This window comes from Flavobacterium collinsii (assembly GCF_946903285.1).
Lineage (GTDB): Bacteria > Bacteroidota > Bacteroidia > Flavobacteriales > Flavobacteriaceae > Flavobacterium > Flavobacterium collinsii.
The window spans coordinates 1,717,235-1,741,261 of sequence record NZ_OX336425.1; the positions used below are offsets into that span (position 1 = coordinate 1,717,235).

The 24,027-nt window shown below is 34.8% G+C and carries 25 protein-coding genes; 10 read left to right on the top strand and 15 right to left on the bottom strand.

Annotated elements, in window-relative coordinates:
- Positions 1-40 precede the first annotated feature (40 nt).
- Positions 41-361, top strand: a complete 321-nt coding sequence (locus OGZ34_RS07590) for an MmcQ/YjbR family DNA-binding protein (RefSeq protein WP_173964315.1) — start codon at positions 41-43, stop codon at positions 359-361.
- A gap of 17 nt (positions 362-378) precedes the next feature.
- On the opposite strand, the gene OGZ34_RS07595 is transcribed toward OGZ34_RS07590, so the two are convergent.
- The 8 genes from OGZ34_RS07595 to OGZ34_RS07630 all read right to left on the bottom strand — a co-directional run bounded on the left by OGZ34_RS07595 (position 379) and on the right by OGZ34_RS07630 (position 5,926).
- A complete protein-coding gene (locus OGZ34_RS07595; protein ID WP_263362648.1) occupies positions 379-987 on the bottom strand; it encodes an alpha-ketoglutarate-dependent dioxygenase AlkB family protein in 609 nt (202 codons plus the stop codon).
- Complete coding sequence (locus OGZ34_RS07600) at positions 974-1,219, bottom strand: Ada metal-binding domain-containing protein (protein WP_263362649.1); 246 nt, start codon at positions 1,217-1,219, stop codon at positions 974-976. The genes OGZ34_RS07595 and OGZ34_RS07600 overlap by 14 nt, the downstream gene beginning before the upstream one ends.
- 186 nt (positions 1,220-1,405) lie before the next feature.
- On the bottom strand, positions 1,406-2,119 hold the full coding sequence (locus tag OGZ34_RS07605) for a 2OG-Fe(II) oxygenase (RefSeq protein ID WP_263362650.1): 714 nt from the start codon (positions 2,117-2,119) through the stop codon (positions 1,406-1,408).
- 126 nt (positions 2,120-2,245) lie between these two features.
- Complete coding sequence (locus tag OGZ34_RS07610) at positions 2,246-3,091, bottom strand: methylated-DNA--[protein]-cysteine S-methyltransferase (protein ID WP_263362651.1); 846 nt, start codon at positions 3,089-3,091, stop codon at positions 2,246-2,248.
- Between the two features lie 144 nt (positions 3,092-3,235).
- Positions 3,236-3,700 (bottom strand): GNAT family N-acetyltransferase, encoded by a 465-nt coding sequence (locus OGZ34_RS07615; RefSeq protein ID WP_089076909.1) that lies wholly within the window; start codon positions 3,698-3,700, stop codon positions 3,236-3,238.
- 75 nt (positions 3,701-3,775) lie between these two features.
- Positions 3,776-4,108: a DMT family transporter gene (locus OGZ34_RS07620; RefSeq protein ID WP_173964310.1), complete on the bottom strand. Its 333-nt coding sequence runs from the start codon at positions 4,106-4,108 to the stop codon at positions 3,776-3,778.
- A 96-nt stretch (positions 4,109-4,204) separates the two neighbouring features.
- The gene (locus OGZ34_RS07625) at positions 4,205-4,663 is read right to left on the bottom strand and encodes a hypothetical protein (protein ID WP_263362652.1); all 459 of its coding nucleotides are present in this window, start codon (positions 4,661-4,663) and stop codon (positions 4,205-4,207) included.
- Positions 4,664-4,843: 180 nt separating this feature from the next.
- Positions 4,844-5,926, bottom strand: coding sequence for a WG repeat-containing protein (locus OGZ34_RS07630; RefSeq protein WP_263362653.1), 1,083 nt, complete (start codon positions 5,924-5,926; stop codon positions 4,844-4,846).
- 95 nt (positions 5,927-6,021) lie between these two features.
- Between OGZ34_RS07630 and OGZ34_RS07635 the strand changes: the two genes are divergently transcribed.
- Positions 6,022-7,866 carry a hypothetical protein gene (locus OGZ34_RS07635; protein ID WP_263362654.1) on the top strand — a complete coding sequence of 615 codons (1,845 nt, stop codon included), beginning with the start codon at positions 6,022-6,024 and terminating at the stop codon, positions 7,864-7,866.
- A gap of 78 nt (positions 7,867-7,944) precedes the next feature.
- On the opposite strand, the gene OGZ34_RS07640 is transcribed toward OGZ34_RS07635, so the two are convergent.
- Together OGZ34_RS07640 and ahcY are read right to left on the bottom strand one after the other, a co-directional pair.
- Complete coding sequence (locus OGZ34_RS07640; protein WP_263362655.1) at positions 7,945-10,263, bottom strand: patatin-like phospholipase family protein; 2,319 nt, start codon at positions 10,261-10,263, stop codon at positions 7,945-7,947.
- Positions 10,264-10,507: 244 nt separating this feature from the next.
- Positions 10,508-11,824, bottom strand: coding sequence for an adenosylhomocysteinase (ahcY, locus tag OGZ34_RS07645; RefSeq protein WP_173964306.1), 1,317 nt, complete (start codon positions 11,822-11,824; stop codon positions 10,508-10,510).
- Positions 11,825-12,154: 330 nt separating this feature from the next.
- On the opposite strand from ahcY, the gene OGZ34_RS07650 reads away from it, so the two are divergent.
- A complete protein-coding gene (locus OGZ34_RS07650; protein WP_173964305.1) occupies positions 12,155-12,805 on the top strand; it encodes a 4'-phosphopantetheinyl transferase family protein in 651 nt (216 codons plus the stop codon).
- A 648-nt stretch (positions 12,806-13,453) separates the two neighbouring features.
- Here the strand turns inward: OGZ34_RS07650 and OGZ34_RS07655 are convergent.
- The 3 genes from OGZ34_RS07655 to OGZ34_RS07665 all read right to left on the bottom strand — a co-directional run bounded on the left by OGZ34_RS07655 (position 13,454) and on the right by OGZ34_RS07665 (position 14,831).
- Positions 13,454-13,870: a group III truncated hemoglobin gene (locus tag OGZ34_RS07655; protein ID WP_263362656.1), complete on the bottom strand. Its 417-nt coding sequence runs from the start codon at positions 13,868-13,870 to the stop codon at positions 13,454-13,456.
- Complete coding sequence (locus tag OGZ34_RS07660; protein WP_017497977.1) at positions 13,867-14,154, bottom strand: hypothetical protein; 288 nt, start codon at positions 14,152-14,154, stop codon at positions 13,867-13,869. Before OGZ34_RS07660 ends, OGZ34_RS07655 begins: the two co-directional genes overlap by 4 nt.
- A gap of 80 nt (positions 14,155-14,234) precedes the next feature.
- Positions 14,235-14,831: a Crp/Fnr family transcriptional regulator gene (locus OGZ34_RS07665; protein WP_173967964.1), complete on the bottom strand. Its 597-nt coding sequence runs from the start codon at positions 14,829-14,831 to the stop codon at positions 14,235-14,237.
- Between the two features lie 82 nt (positions 14,832-14,913).
- Between OGZ34_RS07665 and OGZ34_RS07670 the strand changes: the two genes are divergently transcribed.
- From OGZ34_RS07670 to OGZ34_RS07690, 5 genes are all read left to right on the top strand, one after another.
- The gene (locus tag OGZ34_RS07670; protein ID WP_263362657.1) at positions 14,914-15,642 is read left to right on the top strand and encodes a geranylgeranylglyceryl/heptaprenylglyceryl phosphate synthase; all 729 of its coding nucleotides are present in this window, start codon (positions 14,914-14,916) and stop codon (positions 15,640-15,642) included.
- A gap of 32 nt (positions 15,643-15,674) precedes the next feature.
- Complete coding sequence (pnuC, locus tag OGZ34_RS07675) at positions 15,675-16,298, top strand: nicotinamide riboside transporter PnuC (protein WP_173967966.1); 624 nt, start codon at positions 15,675-15,677, stop codon at positions 16,296-16,298.
- Positions 16,259-18,373: a DUF4301 family protein gene (locus tag OGZ34_RS07680; RefSeq protein WP_263362658.1), complete on the top strand. Its 2,115-nt coding sequence runs from the start codon at positions 16,259-16,261 to the stop codon at positions 18,371-18,373. Before pnuC ends, OGZ34_RS07680 begins: the two co-directional genes overlap by 40 nt.
- The gene (gene arfB / locus OGZ34_RS07685) at positions 18,373-18,777 is read left to right on the top strand and encodes an alternative ribosome rescue aminoacyl-tRNA hydrolase ArfB (protein WP_263362659.1); all 405 of its coding nucleotides are present in this window, start codon (positions 18,373-18,375) and stop codon (positions 18,775-18,777) included. The genes OGZ34_RS07680 and arfB overlap by 1 nt, the downstream gene beginning before the upstream one ends.
- A gap of 279 nt (positions 18,778-19,056) precedes the next feature.
- A complete protein-coding gene (locus OGZ34_RS07690) occupies positions 19,057-21,246 on the top strand; it encodes a TonB-dependent receptor (RefSeq protein WP_263362660.1) in 2,190 nt (729 codons plus the stop codon).
- A gap of 44 nt (positions 21,247-21,290) precedes the next feature.
- On the opposite strand, the gene OGZ34_RS07695 is transcribed toward OGZ34_RS07690, so the two are convergent.
- Positions 21,291-21,704: a Rieske (2Fe-2S) protein gene (locus tag OGZ34_RS07695; RefSeq protein ID WP_263362661.1), complete on the bottom strand. Its 414-nt coding sequence runs from the start codon at positions 21,702-21,704 to the stop codon at positions 21,291-21,293.
- A gap of 155 nt (positions 21,705-21,859) precedes the next feature.
- Here OGZ34_RS07695 and greA point away from each other — a divergent pair, with 155 nt between their 5' ends.
- Together greA and OGZ34_RS07705 are read left to right on the top strand one after the other, a co-directional pair.
- A complete protein-coding gene (gene greA, locus OGZ34_RS07700; protein ID WP_017497969.1) occupies positions 21,860-22,336 on the top strand; it encodes a transcription elongation factor GreA in 477 nt (158 codons plus the stop codon).
- A gap of 41 nt (positions 22,337-22,377) precedes the next feature.
- Complete coding sequence (locus OGZ34_RS07705) at positions 22,378-22,788, top strand: HIT family protein (protein ID WP_246253283.1); 411 nt, start codon at positions 22,378-22,380, stop codon at positions 22,786-22,788.
- A gap of 75 nt (positions 22,789-22,863) precedes the next feature.
- Here the strand turns inward: OGZ34_RS07705 and OGZ34_RS07710 are convergent, their stop codons facing one another.
- Positions 22,864-24,015, bottom strand: coding sequence for a sensor histidine kinase (locus OGZ34_RS07710; protein ID WP_173967971.1), 1,152 nt, complete (start codon positions 24,013-24,015; stop codon positions 22,864-22,866).
- Between the last annotated feature and the right edge of the window lie 12 nt (positions 24,016-24,027).

A 24,027-nucleotide genomic window follows, 5' to 3' on the forward strand; every position in this document is an offset into this window, starting at 1 on the left:
ATAGGTTTTTAAGTAATAGGATCTTAAAAAAAAATCAGATATGGTCACAATTGAAACATTCAGAACCCTTGCATTGTCGTTTCCGGATGCAACAGAAGAACCTCATTTTGAGAAAACATCTTTTCGGATCAGCAAAAAAATATTCGCCACTTTTGATGAAAAAAACAATAGAGCAGTCTTGAAATTAAACGAAATCGATCAATCGGTTTTTTGTGCTTCGAGTGACTTGATTTTTTATCCGGTGCCTAATAAATGGGGCAAACAGGGCTGGACAATTGTAGAACTTTCAAAAGTAAGACCGGAAATGTTTGAGGACGCTTTGATTCTTTCGTATCAAAATGTGGCTTTTAAGAAAAAGTAAGAAGTAAGAATGTACTGTTAAGTTACAATAGTTCTGAACGTCAGATTTACTCTTGGTTTTGAAGTCGTTTTTGTGGGAGGCAAACGATGCAACCAATTCGTTTGAGTAGCATCTTTCATAACCAGTAAGCTTCCGTGTTCTAAAATTAAAAAAACAGTTTCTTTGGTTTCTTTGTGTTTGAAGGCAAACTTTCGCTCAGCACCAAAACTCACTGAGGCAATTGCACCGTCCTTTTTTAAATCTTTTTCGGCATCACTGTGCCATGCCATTCCTTCCTCACCCGAATGATATAAATTAAGCAAGCAGGAATTAAATGTTTCTCCCGTTTTTTCTTCTATAATTGCCTTTAGTTTCAGTAATTCTGTTGTCCATGAAAGTGCTTTTTTGGTGGTATTGGAATAGGTATATTCAAAGCCCGAATCACCGTACCAGGCCACTTTTCGCTTGGTTAAAATTAATTTACCAAAGATAATGGCTTCGTCATTTTTCCATTCAATTGTATTTAATAGGATGTCTAAATAACGATTCGAATCTTCTCTTGAAAACAGCTTCCCGTAATAATTAACAGTCCCGTCTTTAGGAAGCAGATTTGTTGTCTCGTCTGTATGCAGATTAAATAAGTCCATTTTTCCAGTTTTGATATTCGGTTTTCATGCAATGCCCACAAGGTCGGAAATCGTTTTTTTGGGCTTCCTCCTGCGTAGAAAAGAAAACCCGATTCTCGCGTCTCATTCTTTTACCGGATTTGCATTTTAGCGTTCCGTAGATTTTTAGTTTTCGGTTTCCACCGAAGCAAATTTCCACATTTTTAATTTTATTCCGTAAATCCGAATCGGAAATTTTAGAGTGTTGGAGCATTTTTTTTGAGGTGCTGAGGTTCTGAGGTACTAAGGTTTTGAGGTGCAAAGCTGCAGAGGTTCAAAGGGACAAAGGGACAAAGGTTTCTTTAAATCTCAATCAGAGATTTAACAGTGTCAAGACATTTATTTTTAAGTTGCAAAGGCTCAGAATCTAAGAACCTTTGTCCCTTTGAGCCTTTGCCCCTCAAGACAAAGCATCATGAAAAATAATCCCCAAGGTGTATCGTTCACCGGAATGTATCTCACTAACACCATGTTTCATGTTCACTCGATAGTATCCTTTGGAACCTTTCACAGGTCTGAAATTGGTGGTAAAAACTAAAACGTCTCCTTTTTTAGGTTTCAGTACAATAGCTTTGGATTGCGCCCGAGGCGTTTGCTGTGTCAGTACAAATTCTCCACCTGTAAAATCTTCATCGGGTTCATTCAGGAAAAGAACAATCTGAATTGGAAAATAAACATCTCCGTACAAATCCTGATGCAGCGTATTGAAACCGCTTTTACCATATTTTAAAATCAGAACAGTTGCCTTTAATTGATGATTGGTATGGCATTGTTCCAGTAATTTTTCGTGCGTATCAGGGAAAACGGTTTGGATATTAAGTGCTTTCATCCAGGCGTTTGCGATAGGAGCGAGTTTAGAATAAATGGAAGTACGAAGGTTATGAATTAAATCAGGTAGTGGGTAAGTGAAATATTTGTACTCCCCCAGACCAAAGCGGTATCGTTCCATAACAACCGTTTTTCGATATAATTCAGGCTTTGAATAATCGGCTTTTAGAGCTTCACATTGTTCGTTATCTAACAGATTTGGAATAATGGCAAATCCGTTTTCGTGCATAGATTCGGTGATGCTGTCCCAATGAAGGGAAGCAATTTTTGATTGTATATTTTGCATAATGATTTTAAGTTGAGGTTTTTCGGCCACGACCCGAGCGATAGCGAGCGGACGAAGTGATTCCCGGATTATAGCAATTTTGTCGGCAAAGATTTTAAAGAATAATCGTGAATTGGTGGCAGAAAATTATGGATTTATCTGTGCGCCTTCCCATCCAATAATGGCCGTTTTACGGGTGTTTCCCCACATATATCCACCAAAGGTTCCTGAGGATTGAATCACGCGATGGCAAGGGATTAGAAAAGCTACGGGGTTGCTTCCAATAGCGGTTCCTACAGCGCGCGAAGCATTTGGTTTTTCAATTTGCTGTGCAATAGAACCGTAAGTAGAAAGCTGTCCCATTGGAATTTTTAAGAGCGTTTCCCAAACTTTCAATTGAAAATCGGTGCCTTTTAAATGCAGTTTAATTTCGGCTAATTTACTCCAGTCATTTTGAAAAATGAATAGCGCATTTTGCTGTATTAAATCGAGTTTTCGGGAGAAGTTTGCGTTAGGGAATTTATGTTTTAAATCCTCGAAACCCATTCCTTCATTTTCGGCAAAAGCCATATAACAAACTCCTTTAAGTGTTGAGGCTACAATGATATTTCCAAACGGACTTTCGGCGAAACTGAAGTTAATTTCTAAGTTCTTTCCCCCATTTTTATATTCGGCTGGCGTCATACCTTCGATGTTTACAAACAAGTCATGCAAACGGCTGGTTCCCGAAAGACCGGTGTCAAAAGCAGCATCGAATAAAGTAGCCTGACGGTCTTCCTGAAGTATCTTTTTGGCATGTTCAACACTAATGTACTGTAAAAATTTCTTCGGACTTGTGCCTGCCCATTCCGTAAACAAACGCTGAAAGTGAAAAGGACTTAGGTGCACTTTTTCGGCAACTTCATCGAGATTGGGCTGCGTTTTAAAATTGACTTTGATATAATCAATTGCTTCAGCAATTCGATTATAATTAATGTTTTCCTGTGTGTTCATTTTCGTTCCATTTTATAAGGCAAATATCGACAGGTTTTTACAGGCAGAAAATCCGAAACTTGCGGAAGTAACTTTTTGTTGATTTTGTTTCAAGTTTCAAGTTTCAAGTTTCACGTTCTGCTCAAATCTGAAACTTGAAACCAATTATTTAATTTCTTTCTCCATTTTGTAATTAATCAGCTCAACACCGGATCGAATGTTTACCTGCTCGGCTTTTACAACAAAACCGTTTTTTTCAAAAAAAGGTCTGGCCGTAATACTAATGTCGGAGGTAATGGTTTCTGGATGTTGCTTTTGGGCTTCAAGTAGCAATTCATTTAAAAGCTTATGGGCAATTCCCTGTTTTTGATAGTCTTTGTGGATATAAAAGAAATCAATATAATTGCCGTTCTTCAAAGTGCCAAAACCAACTATTTTAGTTTCAATGATGGCCAGCAAAACAAATTGTGTTTGAATAACGTCTAACCAACGCTCGGTATTTTGCACACCCGAAATCCATACTTCAATTTGCTTTGGATCGTAATCGTTTTTACAGACTGATTGTATAGTTTCGGTGTACAATTGCTGCATTTCCGCTAAGTCTGAAATTGTTGCTTTTCTGAAATTCATTAAATTTTTGATTTATAGTGTAAGGAGTGTTTTTATAATATCATTTGATAGTATCAATGATTGATTTAAAATACCTTAATGCGCGGTAGTTTTAGAAAAAACATTAATGACAATAACACCTGCCATAATCAATGTTAATCCAATTATCGCTGGTAAATCGGGGATTTGTTTGAAGAAAACAGCGCCGATAATGGTGATCAGTACAATGCCAACTCCCGACCAGATGGCATAAGCAATTCCAACCGGAATGGTTCTGATGGCAAAACTTAAAAAGTAAAATGCACCGCAGTATCCAATTATGGTTATAATGCTTGGGATCAGTTTTGTAAATTCTTCCGATTTTTTTAAAGCAGAAGTGGCAATGATCTCGAATATAATGGCAATTCCTAAAAAGAGAAAGTTTTTCATGATTATTAGTTTTTGCAAAGTTAACTTTTGCGTTGATGTAGAAGAATTTATTCTGCTTACATTGTAACTTTATGAAAAGCAGGGTAGAAGAATAGCTTAAGATTTCTTGATCTCATTCAAATCAATTTTTTTAATAAGTTTGTCAGTTATTGGATCAATATAACGATATGGGATACTAGGCCCTAAACCACGAAAAGGACCATTTTTGTGATATAAGGAAGCCAAAAACCTTCCACAACATTCTAAAAGTATATAAGTAAAACTATCGTCACAGCTGTAAACTTGTACATTAATCCACTCCGGAACTTTGTTATTTCGCCATAGATACTCAATTACGGTAGTTTCAGTGGCAGGATTAATTGAACTTGATTCATCGATTTTATCATCTGGATAAATTTCTTCATCATCTTCTAATTTATTTCCATCGTAAGAACAATTGGTTTTGATTATGAATTTGTAATCATAAGGTAACTGGTTTATCACCATTTCCTGTGTAAAATCAATAAGACCATTTAGAGCTCTTTTTAAATTTATTTTGAAATCTTCTTTCTTCATAATTAATTGTAATAAGAGAGTCTGGAAATCTTTTTTCCATTTAAATTTTATATAAGCTTGTTTTCCAAACCCTGTCCGTTACCATAAAAAGTATAGCCGTCGTATTACCTTGATTTATATTTTAAATACTTTTTTGAAAGTAACGGAGTTAATCTTATAAAAATAATGATTTGAAAAAAATTATTTAAGATCATTTTTTGCTGTTGTAACACTGATCAATTTATAACCATCTTCAGTTCTTAAAAATTCAAAATGATCTTGCTTAAAGTCGGCTTTGTTTTTTGAGTTAATGACGATATTTTTAATGGGATATATCCATTCTTTAGGTTCATTGCAATTGTTGAAGTAAACCTCGTATTCATCTGTTTCAAAAATAAATGGGTTGAGACCGTCATTTGATACGAAATAATCCGTTTTTGGATTTTTTAACTCTTCAAGTTTTAATTTTATGTAATTATAATTCTGGTCGATAAAAGCAGCTTTGGCCTCACTTGCCCATCCTGTTGGCTCTTTCCAGTAGGTGATTTTATCAAAGGAGAGTTTTATTAAATTCTTTTTTGATAGGTCAGAAAGCAAATTGTTTTTTAACCACAACTTGAATTCTTTCTCATAATTGATGAACGAATAATATTGACCATCAACACCTAGGAAATTTTCTCTTGTTTCATCTTTATCTGGGGATTTTGATTTTTGTAAAGAATAAAAATTTAGTGCGTCATTATATCCGAAATTTTCAATTAGGATTTTATTATTGGTGTCAATAAGATATTCCTTTCCTCCGGACCAGCTAAAATGTTCGTCACCAAGTTTCTCTTTAGTGGCCCCTTTTAAGGCGATAATCATCCCGTTCCTGACTTTGGTAAGGGCGCTATAATCGGCAGGAATTGCAATTTTACCTTCACTATTAAACATTCCGGTTTTATCTGTTTTTTGGTCTGTAAATCTGATGTAACCTTCATTTTCACAATCCGGTCCATTGTCAAAAATATAGAGGCTGTCGCGTCCTACGATTTTACCGGATTTAGTGAGATAATAACTCTTCCAGCTTTCGCCAGTATCTTCGGTTACGGCAATAATTTTATCGAATTTACGAGCAATAGTGAATCCCATAAACTTTGGAGTTATTTTGATAGCTCCGTTTGCATCTTTAAATCCGATGTGCGTAGTGTCTTTATCCCAAAATGAAACCCAGATGTCTTTGCTTTGTGCTGATATAGTGGAGCTTGTAAAGAAAAACAAGTAAAGAGAAAGGAATTGTTTCATGAAAAGAAATTTCCAGTAAATATAAGCATAACGTTTTTGAAAAAAAATATTGGTTTTTTGGAACAAAAAAATGTAATTTTCAACAAAAATAAATAATGAATAGAATTGTATTGATTTTGATGAGCTTTAGTCTTTCTGTGTTTTCCCAGAAAAAACAACCAAGTAAAGAGGAGAAAGACATGATTTATGAAGTTACGTATAATGTAAATAAAGAAATTTTTAAAGCTCCTAATTTCCCGTTTAAAAAAGTAAATAGAAAAATGGATGAAATTCAAAAGAAAACAATTCAATCTGCTGAAGTGATCAATTCTTCAATAGATACGATTATTTCAAGAGGAGTTTTGAAATTGGAGAAATCTAATTATGGATACGACCTGTTGTTCAATTCACGCTTTCCTTCCTATTTTAAAGAAAATGATGAACCTACTATTGTAGATTTTCACCCTGTAACGAGCAAACTGTTTAATCTGAAAAAAGAGTTGATCGAAATTCAGCATGTTGGTGGAACTTCTTTTGGAAGCGAGCTTTTGTATAAATACAAGAACGGAAAAGAGATTAATTTAAATTTTACTACGCTGCGTAAGCAGGATCAGATCAACAATGCTGTAAATTTTAAAAACAACAATGAACTTGCTGAAATTAAAGGAAGTGTGGTTTACAATATTAAATTCATTACAGATTATTCTCAGGTAAAGCTTTCCCAAAAGGATATAGGAAGCACTTTTAAGCTGAATAACATCGCGTACAACTTGGTAGAGGTTATAAACAATGTAGTTTTGATAGAGGCCGCTGATCAGAATAGTGATCGGGAAAACAAGATGCGCTTGGTGAATTACGATGAGTTGGGCAATGTATTGGTTACATACAGTGACAAGGAGATGGCAGAACTAAAGAAGAAAAATAAAAAAATCAATGATGAAAGGGCTGGTTTTGGTGATATAAGAGGTAATATAAGCAAACGTGTTTTTGATGCTTTTAAAGCTAATCCCACGATGAGTTTTGAAGAATTTAAAAAAACATTTACAATAGAGGATATAATAAATGAAAAAAAGACGTACATCTTTATTCAGACTATTGCTCCTATTAAAAATGATTTTGTTCTTTATGAACCTGTTTATGGTATAGACAGGACTTTTGAGATGATTCCGAATCTGAAAGAGCCAGAGCCTAAAAAAATGAGGACAGAAGATTACAATGCCCCACAATTATCTGCAAATTGGGACGAGAAATTGTTTGGAAATATTAAAGAATATACAGAGAACTTTTACTATGCAACAAAAAAGAACGGCAAGTATATAAAAGGTAAAATGCAAAATTATACCACTTATAAAAAGAATGCAAACGGAGAATTTGTGAAAGATGATATGTTTCCTGAAAAATCCGATTATCCGGAGAACAAGTATAATAGTTTGAAGCAAAAGACAGAATCTATAAGTTATGACGATGATGAAAAGGTGACTGGAAGAACGATTTATAGTTACGGACCAGATAAAAAAATAGCAGAAGAGAAAAATTATTTTTCGGATAATGATACTTTAAGAAGTTTGGTGAAGTATCAGTATAATAAAAATCAAGTTATAAAAACGAACTTTTCTTATGACTATCAGGGAGGAGAAACGCAAATTACAGAGTCTGAGGATGTGTTTGTATATGATGAAAGAGGAAATCTTATAGAAGAACATTCGAAATTGAACAAAGAAGATTCAGGCTATTTAGATGAATTGGTAATTTTTAGTAAGTATGATGTTAATAACAGAAAAATTGAACAATCAAGTAAAGATTCGCAATTGGGCAGGAATGGTAAAATTGAGCTGGATACAAGATGGCAGTATCTTAAAATTGATAATCAAAAAAACTGGACAGAAATGTTTTTCGAAGGAGGTTTGAGTTCAGAGAAACAAGACGCGAATTTTGTTGATCGAATTTTTGTCTATGAATAAGAACTAGTACTAAAAACAAAATCCGGCAGGTTTCTAAAAAAATGTCGGATTTGAAAGCTATTTGAGATTATTAGTACCTTATGGATTAAGCGATAATCCGACGCTAAAAAATAATCTGACTTTGTCGATATTATTGATCCATGAAGTGTCAAAATGAATTGGACCTAAAATGGATTGATAAGAAATAGCAGCTCCTCCGGATAGTACAAGACTGGTTTCAAAATTATGATCCCAATTTCCTTTTGGTTTAAATGCATGGTCGATGAAATCGCCAAAACTGTCAAAACCTACAGAGGCAATATTAACATGAGGGGTCAGATAGATTTTTCCGGTAATATTTATTTGCGAGGCGAGTTTAAGCCCCATATATTGTGTAACATTGAGTTCGTCTTCATGCAAACCCGGGAATGAAAAGCGATTACTGCCGGAACTTGGGATAATACCACCAAGAAAATATCTCGTTGCATAACCAAAATCGAAAAACGAAATTTGATTGTTTTTGAGCTGATCTTGAAAAATAAAACAAGCATCAAATCCTACGATTCCTGTAATTTTCTTTTTTAGAGGCAACCTCTTTTCAAAGCTTAAACCAAATTTCGTGTAATTATTTGTTGAGCCGGAAAGACGCAGGACATCTGGGGCGGAAATTGAGGCGTTGATATCGCTAAGGAGTGATCGCGATATATTTGATTTTATAATGGTTCCGTTTGTAGCAAAGAAAACTTTATCCATATCATTATAGGAATAATGCATGTTGAATTCGATATTATTAGAGCTGTAGTTGTTTAGTGAAACTGCGTTCGGATTGTATTCCCGATCATATTTTGGTTTGAAGTAGGTGTAGTGATAGTTTAAACCAAAACCAAAATAGCTTTTCAACGAATTTAAATTTCTGTTTACCTCATTGTTAAATTCAAATGTATTATAAAGGATATTATCTGAGGCTTTGCCATTGAGGTAAATTTCCTGTTTTAGGAAAGCTCCGTAAAGTTCCGTTCCCCACCACCATTCCCTGCGTCCTCCAAAATTTTTCTGAAAATTGATTCTGGCTTTTGGCTGTTCTGCAATATCGACAGTTACCAAAAGACGGGAGGCATCTGCAAGAACGTTTCTGGCGGTGTAGTTAAAAATAACACCAACACCTCTATAAGTATCATAGTGTACAGAGGTATTTAGTTGATTTTTAGCACGCTCAAATCCAAATAATGTAATTCCTGATTTATCACCGTTTTTGATGAAGTGGCTATATGCAATCTCATCAAAAAGATTGGTACCCATAGCTCGGTTTATGCCTGAAATTAAATCTTTGGAGGTATATTTTACATGGGGTTTAAGATTTGCTCTTCCAACTACCAGAGGGAGATTTTCAGGACTTATTTTTTTATAAATTATGGTGTCAAGAATAAATTCTTTGGGCATATAGGGCAATTTGTGCGTTCGTTGCGGAAATCCCTTTAACTTTTCCGATAAAGCAATTAAAGCCGGAAGATTTTTATTTGCCGCTATTTTACCGTCTTTGTAGATTTCATTACTAGCTGCAAAGTCAGCTGTCGAGAAACGCAGGTTGGGCATGTGATCGACTAATATGGTACACAGATCACGGTTTGCCGGGTTTTTAACATTACTCGGAAACATACTGGTTTGCATTAATATCATCATAATATTGTTCAGTTTCCCCATTGGCTGCATTCCTCCACCTACATCACTGCCAATAATAATTTCGGCACCCATTTGTTTGGCCACATCAGTTGGGAAATTATTTAATACTCCTCCATCTACTAATATGGTTTTTTCGTAAGGCACTGGTTTGAAAATAGCGGGTAAAGACATGCTGGCTCGCATGGCATAAGCTAAACTGCCTTTGCTTAAAATAACTTCTTTGCCTTCAACTAAGTCAGTAGCCATAGCTCTAAAAGGTATCGGGAGACTGTCAAAATCTTTAACATTATAGACAGGAAAGGTTAATTCAGAAAGAGATTCTCTAAGATTTTGATCATTTAAAAGAGAACCAACGCTATTGAGCTTTCCATCTTTAACCCCTATTCCGACTAAATATCTTTGAAATTCTCTTTTTTCTTCGGCACTTACAGATCGTAACGATTGGCCTCCGCCAAGGAGTTTATCCCAATAAATATTCTTGGTGATTTTTTCGATACTATCGCCGGAATATCCCATGGCGTATAAACCGCCAATGATACTGCCCATACTGTTTCCAACAATAAGATCCGGAACGATATGCAGGGAATCCAGTTTTTGCAAAAGCGGAATATGTGCAATTCCTTTTGCACCACCACCGCTTAGTACTAAAACGACTTTAGGTTTTTTTTCCTGCGAAAAAAGAATGCCCGGAAGACATAATAAAAACAAGAAGACCAATAAATGAGATTTTTTTTTCAAGAGCACGGCGTTTATGTAGTTGAGAAGTAGTGACTTATTTAAAGTCTATTTGAATTCTTAAAATTAAAAAGTTATTCTGAAAAAAGCTTTTTTTTGATAGAAAACTTTTTTCTTTAGAAATAGTAGCATCATTTATGTCTGAAAAGCCATTAAAAACAAAATCCGACCCGTTTTTAAAAACCGGTCGGATTTGAAAGATATAATTGAAGAAATCTAAAATCAGAGATCTTCAATCTAATATTATTTAGTATCTGTAGTATTCTGGTTTGAATGGACCTTGAACTTCAACACCAATATAAGCAGCCTGATCTTCGCGAAGAACTTCCAGTTCAACTCCTAATTTAGCTAAGTGTAAAGCAGCAACTTTTTCATCTAAATGTTTTGGTAACATGTAAACGTCATTGTTGTAAGCAGCACTATTGTTCCATAATTCGATTTGAGCCAAAGTTTGGTTGGTGAATGAATTACTCATTACAAAACTTGGGTGACCTGTAGCACAACCTAGGTTTACTAAACGACCTTCAGCAAGAATGATAATATCTTTTCCGGCGATAGTATATTTGTCAACTTGTGGTTTGATTTCGATTTTAGAAGCACCGTGGTTTTTGTTCAACCAAGCCATGTCAATTTCGTTATCAAAGTGTCCGATGTTACAAACAACAGTTTTATCTTTCATTTGCTCGAAGTGCTCTCCAAGAACGATATCTTTATTTCCTGTAGTAGTAATGATGATATCAGCATTAGCAATTACAGTGTTTAATTTTTTAACTTCATAACCGTCCATTGCAGCTTGTAAAGCACAAATTGGGTCAATTTCAGTAACCGTTACGATAGATCCTGCACCTCTAAAAGAAGCAGCAGTTCCTTTTCCAACATCACCGTATCCACAAACGATAACTCTTTTTCCAGCTAACATTAAGTCAGTTGCGCGACGAACAGCATCAACTGCAGATTCTTTACAACCATATTTATTGTCAAATTTAGATTTAGTAACAGAGTCGTTAATGTTGATTGCAGGCATTGGTAAAGTTCCGGCTTTTACTCTTTCGTAAAGTCTGTGAACACCCGTTGTAGTTTCTTCAGATAATCCTTTAATTCCAGGAACCAATTCAGGGAAACGGTCAATAACCATATTAGTTAAATCTCCACCATCATCAAGAATCATGTTCAATGGTTTTCTGTCTTCACCAAAGAATAAAGTTTGCTCAATACACCAGTCAAATGATTGCTCATCAAGACCTTTCCAGGCATAAACCTGAATTCCAGCAGCAGCAATAGCGGCAGCAGCCTGATCCTGAGTAGAGAAAATGTTACAAGAAGACCAAGTAACCTCTGCACCAAGAGCGATTAAAGTTTCGATCAAAACAGCAGTTTGAATCGTCATGTGCAAACATCCAGCGATACGAGCACCTTTAAGAGGTTGTTCGTCTTTATATTCAGCACGAAGTGCCATTAAACCTGGCATTTCAGCTTCAGCTAATTCAATTTCTTTTCTTCCCCAAGCCGCTAGAGAGATGTCTTTTACTTTGAAAGCCACAAAAGGCGTAGTTGTAGTACTCATTTATAGTATATTTGTAATTGTAAAATTTTTGCAAATTTACGGAATAGCTTTTTAATTTTGACTACTTTCTGTCAGATTTGTGAAATGTTTAATTTCTTAATCTTTAGAATATTAGTGTATTACTGTTGCTGTCCTAATTGAGCATAGTCAAAATAAGAAGCTAATCCTGCTGTCCACTATATCTTTTGTGGCGAACCCCGCCACAAAAGGATGCCGTTTCCATCAGGGCTAAAAGACGAGACGTTAAATAAGAAATTTCGTTTTCAAGTCGAAAACAACTCATAACTAAAAACTCATAACTAACAACTCATAACTCATAATTAAAAAAGAATGCCTTTATTTCAAACCATACAATTCAACGAAACGACCAAAATCTTAGTTTGGCACATAACCGAATCATTTGAGGAGTTAGTGAGCAAAGTAGTTTTAAAAGAAAAAACACAGTTAAGGTTGAATGGAATGAAATCTCAAATGCACCAACGTGCCTTTTTGAGTGTTCGCATGTTGATTCAGGAAATGGGTTTTACGGATCATGATTTGCATTACGACGAATTTGGAAAACCATACTTTAATTGTCACAATCATATTTCAATCACACATTCTCACGATTTTGCGGCCATTATCATCAGCGATGTAACAGTCGGAATCGACATGGAATTGCAACGCGAAAAAATTCTTCGAATCGCCGACAAATTTGTAGAGACCGAAAACAGCTATTTAAACACCCAAAATACTCCAGATTATATCAGGGAACTGACAGTAATCTGGGGAGCTAAAGAAGCAATTTTTAAAATAAGAAACGAAAAAGGAATCAGTTTTAAAGATCATATCAGCGTAAATGCCTTTTCGGTAGATAAAAATCAGACCGAAGCCAGTCTTCATTTTAATGATTTGGTAGTAGATTTTGACGTATACTATAAAGAAATTAAATCAGATACTTCAGGGCAGGATTTTACTTTGGTATATGCTTTTGAGAAATAGTTTTTGAGTGAAGTTTTAATGAATAAAACCCAAATTCCAGGGTTTAATCTCTATCTTGTTATTTACAGAAATGACAAGATAGAGTTGATGAAATCCGTTTTAATCTGTGTTTTCGCAAAGCGAATCCGCGTCGTCCGCGTTCTATATTGTCGCTAATCTTTGTCGAGTTTCTAGTGTTATTTCTCCTCGCGTCGAAATGACAAAAAACAGACTTAATTTAAGTTTTCCAAATAAACCTCATTCATTTTTTTTCGGTGCTCAAACATACTCATAAACAAAATTACAGAAATGACAAGATAGAGTTGATGAAATCCGTTTTAATCTGTGTTTTCGCAAAGCGAATCCGCGTCATCCGCGTTCTATATTGTCACTAATCTTTGTCGAGTTTCTAGTGTTATTTCTCCTCGCGTCGAAATGACAAAAAATAGACTTAATTTAAGTTTTCCAAATAAACCTCATTCATTTTTTTTCGGTGCTCAAACATACTCATAAACAAAATTACAGAAATGACAAGATAGAGTTGATGAAATCCGTTTTAATCTGTGTTTTCGCAAAGCGAATCCGCGTCATCCGCGTTCTATATTGTCGCTAATCTTTGTCGAGTTTCTAGTGTTATTTCTCCTCGCGTCGAAATGACAAAAAATAGACTTAATTTAAGTTTTCTAAATAAACCTCATTCATTTTTTTTCGGTGCTCAAACATACTCATAAACAAAAACGTACCCATTTTTCTGGCGCGTCGTTTTAGCGTTTCTGCATTTTCGCCTTCAAAATGTTCTTCTAAAGTCTGAAACCAATGATTCAACCAGATTCCAAACTCATTTGAAGTAATTTTTCCTTCAAAATGCGAGTCAACTTCATTGTGTACTTCAAGTGGATTGCCTTTGTATTTTTTTACTCCGAATAAATTGGTTTCCCAAAAATCGGTTAGCTTTTCTAAATGCGCATCCCAATCTTTGATCATGGTATTAAAATAAGAGCCGATTTCTTCATCGGCTCTTATTTTAGCGTAAAACTGATGTACCAAAAAATTTACATCTGCCCGGTTCTCTATTTGTTTTTTCATAGAATAAAACTATTTAATAGAATAAAAAAGACACTTAAAAGTGCACTTGCAATAATAAGGTTAAAAACCGTTTTGTGCTTCATTTGTGCCAATATAGAAGTATTTGCAAAAACACAAGCTAAAACAATAATGGCAAGTTGTATCATTTGAGGTATTGAGGTTCCGTTAGCCAGAACGTACATTGCCGCAGCACCACCTAAGCAGCTTTGACCAATTACAGCCATTGCAGCAGAACCCATATAGTTTTTATTGAAATTTTCGAATGTTGTTTGATATAGTGTCATGATATTGAAGTTTTATACTACAAAGGTACAGGCACTATAGAGATGCATTTTATGACTTAAATCATAAAAACTGAATTATTTTATCGGTATACTTTCCTGTTTATGATTTTTAAGAGGCCCTTTTTCTCCAGAGTTTTTATGGTTCTGATGACTGTTTCAACGCGTAAACCGGTTAGGTCTCCAATTTGTTGTCTCGTAAAGTTGATGAGGTGGCCATTCTCGTTTTTTTCAAAATTGAAATAAACAATTCCATAATCGATTAATTTTAAAATACGATGTTCCGGTTCCTGCGTTGACATTTCAGCTGCCATAACCGATTTATAATACAGACGCTGAGCCAGGTTTTCGATTATTTTGATACTGACATCAGGGTTTTCTTCCAGCAGTTTCATAAAGTTGCTTTTGGTAAGAACTAGCACTTCTGAGGCTTCAACCGTGATGGCATTTGCGGGATAACTTTGGTTTAGAAACAAAGGAGGTTCCCCGAAAGATTGCTCTTTGTAAAAAATGCCCTGAATAAACTCACGTCCGTCGTCGTTATAATTGCTCATTTTTACTTCGCCTGAAACAATCTGGTAATAATGTGTGGGTAGGTTGTTTTCTTCAAAAATAATTTCATTTTTGTCGAAAGACTTTTTTAGAGCACCGTATTTTTTCAACAGATCAGTTGCGATCATAATTTTGTTTTAGCTATAACACAAATATAATTCATTCAAAATAGTTCTTCTGCATCAAAAAACTTTTACTTTTACGCCCATTATGAGACAAAAATTACTCACTATACGACAAGAAATTCTGGAAGCTAAAAGTAAGGGACAAAAATTACTGGCCATCTTGTTAGATCCGGATAAGATTGTTTGGGAAAATTTAGATCATTTATTGCTTAAAATAAATCAATCTCCTGCAACACATATATTTGTGGGAGGAAGTATTGTAAAGGCAAGAATTTTAGAAGATTTAATTTCAAAATTAAAACAAGAAACCAATTTACCCGTTGTTATATTTCCGGGTGATCCCTCACAGATTTCACCTCAGGCAGATGCTATTTTGTTCTTATCTTTGTTATCAGGCCGGAATCCGGATTATTTAATAGAGTATCAGGTTCAGGCCGCTCCAATTCTAAAAAAAACAAATCTGGAAGTCATTTCGACAGGTTATATTTTGATTGAAAGCGGGAACGAAACGGCTGTAGCACGCGTAAGTAAAACAAAACCACTGGATCGGGATAATTTTGATCTGGTTTTGGCCACAGCACAGGCCGGAGAGATGTTAGGAAATCAATTGATTTATTTAGAAGCAGGAAGCGGTGCAAAAAAAGCAGTTCCGTTAGAAATGGTGCGGTTAATTGCCCAAAATGTCGAGATACCTATAATTGTTGGAGGAGGAATTGTAGATTTGCACGGAATTCAAAATGCTTATAACGCGGGAGCAGATTTAGTGGTTATTGGAACCGCTTTTGAAAACGACAGTCATTTTTTTGAATTATAAAATAAAATCAACCCAAAATAACCAATTCGATTATGATTGATTTTTTTCTGGACAGTTATAAAAACGCCCCATTATGGCATATTGCGCTGGAGTTTTTAGTTTTTATCTGCGGTATTTTGAGTGTGTGGTTTGCAAAAAAAGAAAATATATGGGTATATCCGACAGGTTTGATCGCCACCGTTATTTCGGTTTATCTCTTGTATGTTGCAGGTTATATCGGTGATATGATCATCAATGGATATTTTTCTATAATGAGTATTTATGGTTGGTATGTATGGGCCAAAGGAGGAACGGTAGAAGATAATTTGCCTATAACACGTACAAATACAAACGAAAAAATAATTGGAATAATATTGTTTTTTATAACTGTTTTTGTAGTTTTCGGCATTTATAAATATTTTGATTATGAAATTAGAAATGACAACTATGTCGATATGATTTCATCAGGAATATTTTTTGCTGGAATGTGGTATATGGCGAAGAAAAAGATCGAGAACTGGACGCTTTGGATCATTGGTGATATTATTGTAGTACCTCTCTACGCTTATCGCGGTTTAGGGATGTTATCACTTCAATATTTAATTTTTACAATTTTGGCTATTTCAGCTTATTTAGAATGGAGAAAAATCTTAGACAGCAAAAAACAGCTATCATAAAAATTGCTTTATTTGGTCCTGAAAGTACAGGGAAAACTACCTTAGCAAAACAACTTGCAGAATATTATGATACCGAATGGGTTCCTGAATTTGCACGTGATTATTTGCAGGAAAAATGGGAAGAGAACCAGCACATTTGTGTAGCCGATGATATGCTGCCTATTGCATACGGACAAGTAGCTTTAGAAAATCAAAAGCTCGCTTTGTCCCAAAAATATCTTTTTTGCGATACCAACTTAATGGTAACAAAGGTTTTTTCTGAAATGTACTATGGTTTTTGTGATCCGCTTTTAAATGAGGCGGCATTAGAGCATGAATACGATTTATTTTTCCTAACAGACATTGATGTTCCATGGGAAAAGGACGATCTCCGGGATACTGCAGAAGGTAGGGAGACAGTGTTTTCTGTCTTCAAACAGACGCTTATTGATACTAAAAAACCTTACATAACCCTTTCTGGAGATAAAGAAAGCCGTTTGGCCAAAGCGGTAGTAATTGTCGAGCAATTGTCTGTTGCAAAACAACATGGTTTCTCATCAGAAGATTTCGTTCAGATGTACGAGCATGGAATTCCTTTTGAGAAGATTTTGCAGCAATTGCAAATTTTTAAAAACGGAATAACAAAGTCTAATTTAATTAGCCCAGCTACAACTGCAAATGGTATTCTAAGTTTGTCAGAAGCTGAGTTTGAAGAAAAAGCTGTTTTTTTTGATGTCCAAAAATCGAAAATCAAACTTAAAAAATTTGTTCCGGCCTCGGGTGCAGCCAGTAGAATGTTTAAATTTTTAAGTGCTTTTTTGAATGATTTTGATATTCAAAAAGAAACTATAAATGCTTATATCAATAGAAAAAAAGATAGTGATTTATCTATTTTTATTGTAGCGATGGATAAGTTTCCTTTTTTTGAGGCTCTGGATATAGATCTTAGGGAGATTTATCCTGATTTTGAAGTTTTAGACAGAGATTATAAAAATTATTATTTTATAAAAACATTATTATCTTCAGCTTATTATGACTTTGCCAATAAGCCAAAGGCAGTTTTGCCTTTTCATCAATACAAAACGCATATAGCAAATCCAATCGAAGAACATTTGAATGAATGTGTGCATTATGCAACGTCAAATCAGGTTTCTAATTTGCATTTTACTGTTTCGGAAGCACATCAAAATCTGTTTGAAAATGAAGTTGAGGTTCTTAAAGAAAAAGTGGAAGCAGATTCAGGAATCAAAATAGACATTTCTTATTCCTATCAAAATAAAAGCACAGATTCGATTTGTGTAGATGCTAAAAATAGCCCGATCCGGGATAAGAATAATAGACTAGTTTTCAGACCTGGAGGACATGGAGCTTTAATTGAGAATCTAAATGAACTTGATGCCGATATTATTTTTGTGAAAAATATTGATAATGTAATTCAGAATCATATTGATCAAATTGCTTTGTATAAGAAAGCATTGGCAGGAGTTTTACTTGAAGTTCAACAAAAGGTTTTTGGTTATCTAAACGCAATTGAAAAGCAGGAGATAAAAGAAGAAGGCCTTGAGGAGATCATTGTTTTTTTATTGAAGAAGCTGAATGTTGAATTGAATAGTGATTTTAGTAAATTTACTTTTGAAAATAAAATCAGTAAGATTAAAGATTTGTTAGACAGACCAATTCGTGTTTGCGGGATGGTGAAAAATGAAGGAGAACCGGGCGGTGGACCATTTTGGGTAATGAATGATAAAGGATCGGTTTCACTTCAGATTGTAGAAGCTTCACAAATAGATCTAGTAAATAAAAAGCAACAGGAAATTCTGACTTCGGCAACTCATTTTAACCCTGTTGATTTAGTATGCGGAATTAAAAATTACAAAAATGAAAAGTTTGATTTACTGCAATTTGTAGATCAAAAAACAGGTTTTATTGTAGAAAAAAGTGTTGAAGGAAGAGTTGTGAAAAGTTACGAACTGCCAGGATTGTGGAACGGAGCAATGGCCAATTGGCTGACTATTTTTGTCGCAGTACCATTAATTACTTTTAATCCCGTGAAAACAGTAAACGATTTATTAAAAGCAGCACATCAGCCACAATAATGGATGTCGAAAAAATCATATCAGAGTTAACTTTCAAAGCAGTACGCAGCAGCGGTGCTGGAGGGCAAAATGTAAACAAAGTATCGTCAAAAGTTGTTTTGACTTTTGATATGAATTTGTCTCAGGCTTTATCTGAAGAAGAAAAACTGCTTTTGCAGAAGAATATCGGAGTCCGTTTAACGACGGAAAAGATTCTGATTTTAAATTGTGATGAAGACAGAAGTCAGCTTAAAAACAAAGATATTGTCATAAAACGATTCTTAGAAGTAATTAAAAAAGGATTGCATGTTCCTAAAGTGCGTAAAGCAACTAAGATTCCGAAATCGGTAATTAAAAAACGGATCAAGGATAAAAAGAATGTCTCAGAAATAAAACAATCCAGAAAGAAGCCAAATTTAGATTAAATAGCAACTCTTTAAATAGCAAATTCCAATTATAGCGTTTAGATTTCGTTGTCAAAAATTGGAATTTGGAATTTGAATATTGGATTTTTTAACATTACATTTGCACTGTCTCAAAGGGGTGCTCTAAATAACGAGCTGAGATCATACCCAAAGAACCTGAGCGAGTAATGTCGCTAAGGGAAAGACGACAATTTTAGCGTATACACTATACTTTGTCGTGAAACATTTATTAATTTAACAAAAAGAATAATTCCCCCTTTTATTCGTAATTATTTACGGATGAAAACTATTTTTAAAGGTGCTGAGGTGCTAAGTTACAAAGGTTCTAAGATTCAAAAGTCAAGCAGAACCAAATCTATTTTCTTACTTCTTTTTTCTATTTTCTTTTCTCAATTTTCTTTCGCGCAAGAACAGGATTCTACAAAAGTCAATAAACTGGATGATGTTTTAGTTTCGGCAGTTCGTGTTACGACCAAGACTCCGGTAAGTTTTAGTAATCTCGATAAAAAAGACATTAAATTTAGAAATCTGGGTCAGGATATTCCAATCCTGATGAATTATCTGCCGTCGGTGGTTACTACTTCTGATGCGGGAGGCGGAATAGGGTATACCGGAATCAGGGTGCGTGGTAGCGATGCTACCAGAGTAAACGTAACCATTAACGGAATTCCCTACAATGATGCCGAAAGTCAGGGAACTTTTTGGGTAAATATGCCCGATTTTGCTTCTTCTGTCGAAAGTTTACAGTTGCAGCGAGGTGTTGGAACTTCTACCAATGGTTCTTCTGCTTTTGGAGCCAGTTTGAACATGCTGACCGATAATTATGCTGCAAAAGCAAGCGGGGAAATTTCAAGTTCTTACGGAAGTTTCAATTCAAATAAAAATACAGTAAAATTCAGTACGGGTTTGTTAAACGATCATTTTGAGTTGGCCGGACGTTTGTCTACCATTAAATCGGATGGTTATGTGGATCGTGCAAGTTCGGATTTAAAATCGTATTTTCTTCAGGGGACTTATGTTGGTAAAACGACTTTAATTAAGGCTCTGGTTTTTGGAGGAACCGAAAAAACATACCAATCCTGGAATGGTATTGATGCTGAAAAACTAAATTCAGACCGTACTTATAATTCAGCAGGAAAATATAAAGATGAAGCAGGAAACGTTCATTTTTATGATAATGAAACCGATAATTACAAACAAAACCATTATCAATTGCATTGGAGTGAATCAATTTCGGATCAATGGAGCAGCAATCTAGCCGTTCATTATACTAAAGGACAGGGATTTTATGAAAACTTTAAATACAATGAACCAGTGGCGGGTTATGGACCAATTCAGCCTACTAAAATGGTGGAAAATGACCTTGGTGAATTAGTTCCCGGAACCGATTTAATTCGTCAGAAATGGTTGGACAATGATTTTTACGGGACAACTTTTTCAGTAAAATATAAACAAGAAAAACTGGATGTAATCGTAGGTGGTGGTTGGAACAAATATGAAGGTTCTCATTTTGGTAAAGTAATTTGGGCAAGGAATTCTTCTGTAGCCCTGCCAGGAGATCATTACTATGATGATTTTTCAACTAAAACAGATGGGAATATTTTTGCAAAAGCAAATTATCAGTTCACAGAAAAGCTTAGTTTTTATGGCGATTTACAATATAGAAATGTAAAGTATAAGGCCAATGGTAAAGATACAGGATTAGTGGATGACAGCTTTAATTTCTTTAATCCGAAAGCAGGTTTGAATTATGAAATCAACTCAAAAAATACCCTTTACTTTTCATACGCCAGAGCTAATCGTGAGCCTAACAGAACCGATTATGAAGGCGGGAATGTAAAGCCTGAGAAACTAAATGATTTTGAATTAGGATGGAGATTCAATTCGGATAAATTTCAATTGAATTCAAATGTTTATTACATGGCCTATAAAGATCAGTTAATCTTAACCGGAAGATTGGACGATGTTGGGGCTCCAATTCGTGCTAACACAGATAAAAGCTACCGTTTAGGTTTAGAAGTTGATGCTACAATACAACTTTCTGAAAAGTTTATCCTTAGACCGAATTTTACTTTAAGCAGTAATAAAAATATTGATTTAGCTGTTGAAGGTACACATTACGGAACAACTGATATCGCTTATTCACCATCGGTTATTGCGGGAAATATTATTGTATATAGTCCGATTCAAAGTTTACACATTTCGTTATTACAGAAATATGTAGGTGAGCAATATATGAATAATATTGAATTACGCGCTGCTAAACTGGCGGATTACTTTGTGAACGATTTGAATGTTTCCTATGAAATCAAGCCGAAATCGGTCTTCAAATCGATTTTGATTACAGGTTTGGTCAACAATATTCTGGATAAAAAATATGTTTCAAATGGAGCAATGTGGGATGTTTATCCTTATTACTATCCTCAGGCAGGGATTAATTTCTTAGCGGGATTAACATTGAAATTCTAAGAAAATAAAAAGCCTGAAAAATTAATTTTTCAGGCTTTTTTATTTTAATTGTAAACGTGAATCACAGTTCCGCTTACTTCTACACGATATTGCTTTAAGGGATATTCTTTGCCTCCCAATCCGGTGAATAAACTATACTCCGTTTTATCGCAAGAGCAAACGGCATTTATTCCGTTTAATGTCATGGCGGCGCATGAGGTTACAGCTTGATTAGGACAGGCAGCGTCAAATGCATTGTAGCCGCTTCCGGTATTAAAAATAATAATTCCTTTTGCACCATAATTTGGAACAATTACACCATTACTTACAAATTTAAGATTGGAATAGGCAGGCAAATTCATATCGACAGACAGGTTAACAGCATAACTTGGAATGTAAGGGTTTTTATTGCTGCGGTTATTATCACTACAAGAGAAAAGCACAGAAACAAAGACAATTAAGTACCAGAATTTTTTCATTATTTTAATAAGAATTAGTGAAACAAAAATAATTTATTTAGATTTGAATTCTATATGATTAACATATAATTATGTACTATTAAAAATAATAGTATATTTGTAATAAGAAATCCCGTCCCGATGGGATTTTTTGTATTTATATAAACGACGAAGTTATGAGTAAAGTATCTTATTATACAGCAGAAGGATTAAAAAAATTAAAAGATGAGTTGGAGCATTTAAAAAGTGTAATGCGTCCAAAGGCATCTCAAGATATAGCGGAAGCAAGAGACAAAGGTGATTTATCTGAAAACGCCGAGTATGATGCCGCAAAAGAAGCACAAGGTCTATTAGAAATGAGAATTGCTAAATTGGAAGAAGTGTATTCTAATGCGAGATTAATTGACGAATCACAACTGGATGTTTCTAAAGCACTGGTTCTTTCTAATGTGAAAATTAAGAATCAAAGCAACGGAATGGAAATGAAATATACGCTTGTTGCCGAAAGTGAAGCAGATTTAAAGACGGGAAAAATTTCTGTAACCTCTCCTATTGGAAAAGGTTTACTAGGAAAATCTGTTGGAGAAGTAGCTGAAATCACAGTTCCAAATGGAGTTTTGAAATTCGAAATTCTTGAAATTACCAGAGACTAATTTTTTAAGTTTAACTGTTTGATCGTTAAAACGGTTGAACGATGAACCCAATAAACGAACAAACAATGTCAATATTTACCAAAATAGTAAACGGAGAAATTCCTGCTTATAAAATTGCTGAAGACGATAATTATTTGGCTTTTTTAGATGTGAACCCAAATGCGAAAGGACATACGCTTTGTATTCCAAAAAAAGAAATCGACAAGATTTTTGAGATCGAAGATGAGTTGTATTTAGGGCTAATGAAGTTTTCTAAAAAAATTGCAATTGCTTTAGAAAAAACCGTTCCCTGTAAAAGAGTCGGAATGGCGGTTGTTGGTTTAGAAGTACCTCATGCGCATGTACATTTGATTCCGTTAAATGAAATGGATGAAATGCGATTCCAGAATAAGGTTTCACTTTCTAAAGAAGAATTTGAAGCTCTGGCTAAAAGTATTCAGGCAAATCTTTAAATTTAAAGAGCCATTATAAAATATCGACTCCGTTCGATTTTACATTCAAATCAAATAAAGTGCAGTAAGATTTCCTTACTGCACTTTTTTATTTAGAGAAATCTGGAATGTAGTTCCTTTTCCAATTTCAGAATGTAAAACCTTTATTTTTCCGCCATGATATTCCTCAACGATTCTCTTGGTCAAAGAAAGTCCCAGGCCCCAGCCACGTTTTTTGGTCGTAAAACCGGGTTCGAAAATAGTTTTGAACTGCTTTTTGGAAATTCCCGTTCCGGAGTCTTTTACATTAATTTTTACATGCTGTGAATCTTCTTCAATCTGAAGGTCCAAAGTTCCTTTTCCTTTCATGGCGTCGATCGCGTTTTTAATTAAATTCTCGATCGTCCAGCTGTGCAGCGTTGGATTTATCATGGCCAAAATACTTTGTTGGGGCACATGATAAGAGAAGGTAACTTGTTTTGAAAAACGGGATTGCAGATATTTATAGGTATTCAGCGTTTCGGCAACAATATCCTTCTCTTCCAAAACAGGAACTGATCCAATTTTAGAAAAACGATCTGTAATGGTTTGCAAACGTTCAATGTCTTTTTCGATCTCAAAGGTTATAGACGGATCGATCTCTTCTGTTTTCAAGATCTCAACCCAGCCAATTAAGGATGATAGAGGTGTTCCGATCTGATGTGCTGTTTCTTTTGCCATTCCAGCCCAGAGCTTGTTTTGAGTAGCCATTTTGGTACTCCTGTAAAAGTTATAAATCAAAGCACCAAACAAAAAGATAATCAATAATAAGGCAATGGGGTAATACTTTAACTTGTTGATCAATGCCGAATTTCCATAATACAATTCCTGATGTTTTCCGGGAGCATATTCAATAACGATCGGCTCATTTTCATTTTTTAAATTATTGAGATAGGATAATGTGCTTTTGTCATTTTGAAGAACTTCTTCCGGGACATTTACGGAGCTAATTACCTTATCATACATCGTAAGCATAACAGGAACCGAGGTGTTGTTGTTGATGATTTCCAGTGGTAAATCTAGATCCGTATTTTCATCTGCATTGACTAGTGTCTTTTGTGCATTGGCCCAAAGATTCATTTTCAGGCGTTCTTCGTTTTTAAAGATTTGGAAAAAAGTATAAGTGTTCCAGAGAATCAAAGAAATGATTAAAAAGGAAATAAAAATAATGATCCAACGGGTTGTATTTCTTCTCTCAGAAAAAGACATAAATATTTTTTT

Bases quoted from the DNA above. Each gene is read 5' to 3' on its own strand.
- OGZ34_RS07590 (WP_173964315.1), top strand. From the start codon at position 41: ATGGTCACAATTGAAACATTCAGAACCCTTGCATTGTCGTTTCCGGAT.
- OGZ34_RS07595 (WP_263362648.1), bottom strand. From the start codon at position 987: ATGGACTTATTTAATCTGCATACAGACGAGACAACAAATCTGCTTCCT.
- OGZ34_RS07600 (WP_263362649.1), bottom strand. From the start codon at position 1,219: ATGCTCCAACACTCTAAAATTTCCGATTCGGATTTACGGAATAAAATT.
- OGZ34_RS07605 (WP_263362650.1), bottom strand. From the start codon at position 2,119: ATGCAAAATATACAATCAAAAATTGCTTCCCTTCATTGGGACAGCATC.
- OGZ34_RS07610 (WP_263362651.1), bottom strand. From the start codon at position 3,091: ATGAACACACAGGAAAACATTAATTATAATCGAATTGCTGAAGCAATT.
- OGZ34_RS07615 (WP_089076909.1), bottom strand. From the start codon at position 3,700: ATGAATTTCAGAAAAGCAACAATTTCAGACTTAGCGGAAATGCAGCAA.
- OGZ34_RS07620 (WP_173964310.1), bottom strand. From the start codon at position 4,108: ATGAAAAACTTTCTCTTTTTAGGAATTGCCATTATATTCGAGATCATT.
- OGZ34_RS07625 (WP_263362652.1), bottom strand. From the start codon at position 4,663: ATGAAGAAAGAAGATTTCAAAATAAATTTAAAAAGAGCTCTAAATGGT.
- OGZ34_RS07630 (WP_263362653.1), bottom strand. From the start codon at position 5,926: ATGAAACAATTCCTTTCTCTTTACTTGTTTTTCTTTACAAGCTCCACT.
- OGZ34_RS07635 (WP_263362654.1), top strand. From the start codon at position 6,022: ATGAATAGAATTGTATTGATTTTGATGAGCTTTAGTCTTTCTGTGTTT.
- ahcY (WP_173964306.1), bottom strand. From the start codon at position 11,824: ATGAGTACTACAACTACGCCTTTTGTGGCTTTCAAAGTAAAAGACATC.
- OGZ34_RS07650 (WP_173964305.1), top strand. From the start codon at position 12,155: ATGCCTTTATTTCAAACCATACAATTCAACGAAACGACCAAAATCTTA.
- OGZ34_RS07655 (WP_263362656.1), bottom strand. From the start codon at position 13,870: ATGAAAAAACAAATAGAGAACCGGGCAGATGTAAATTTTTTGGTACAT.
- OGZ34_RS07660 (WP_017497977.1), bottom strand. From the start codon at position 14,154: ATGACACTATATCAAACAACATTCGAAAATTTCAATAAAAACTATATG.
- OGZ34_RS07665 (WP_173967964.1), bottom strand. From the start codon at position 14,831: ATGATCGCAACTGATCTGTTGAAAAAATACGGTGCTCTAAAAAAGTCT.
- OGZ34_RS07670 (WP_263362657.1), top strand. From the start codon at position 14,914: ATGAGACAAAAATTACTCACTATACGACAAGAAATTCTGGAAGCTAAA.
- pnuC (WP_173967966.1), top strand. From the start codon at position 15,675: ATGATTGATTTTTTTCTGGACAGTTATAAAAACGCCCCATTATGGCAT.
- OGZ34_RS07680 (WP_263362658.1), top strand. From the start codon at position 16,259: ATGGAGAAAAATCTTAGACAGCAAAAAACAGCTATCATAAAAATTGCT.
- arfB (WP_263362659.1), top strand. From the start codon at position 18,373: ATGGATGTCGAAAAAATCATATCAGAGTTAACTTTCAAAGCAGTACGC.
- OGZ34_RS07690 (WP_263362660.1), top strand. From the start codon at position 19,057: ATGAAAACTATTTTTAAAGGTGCTGAGGTGCTAAGTTACAAAGGTTCT.
- OGZ34_RS07695 (WP_263362661.1), bottom strand. From the start codon at position 21,704: ATGAAAAAATTCTGGTACTTAATTGTCTTTGTTTCTGTGCTTTTCTCT.
- greA (WP_017497969.1), top strand. From the start codon at position 21,860: ATGAGTAAAGTATCTTATTATACAGCAGAAGGATTAAAAAAATTAAAA.
- OGZ34_RS07705 (WP_246253283.1), top strand. From the start codon at position 22,378: ATGAACCCAATAAACGAACAAACAATGTCAATATTTACCAAAATAGTA.
- OGZ34_RS07710 (WP_173967971.1), bottom strand. From the start codon at position 24,015: ATGTCTTTTTCTGAGAGAAGAAATACAACCCGTTGGATCATTATTTTT.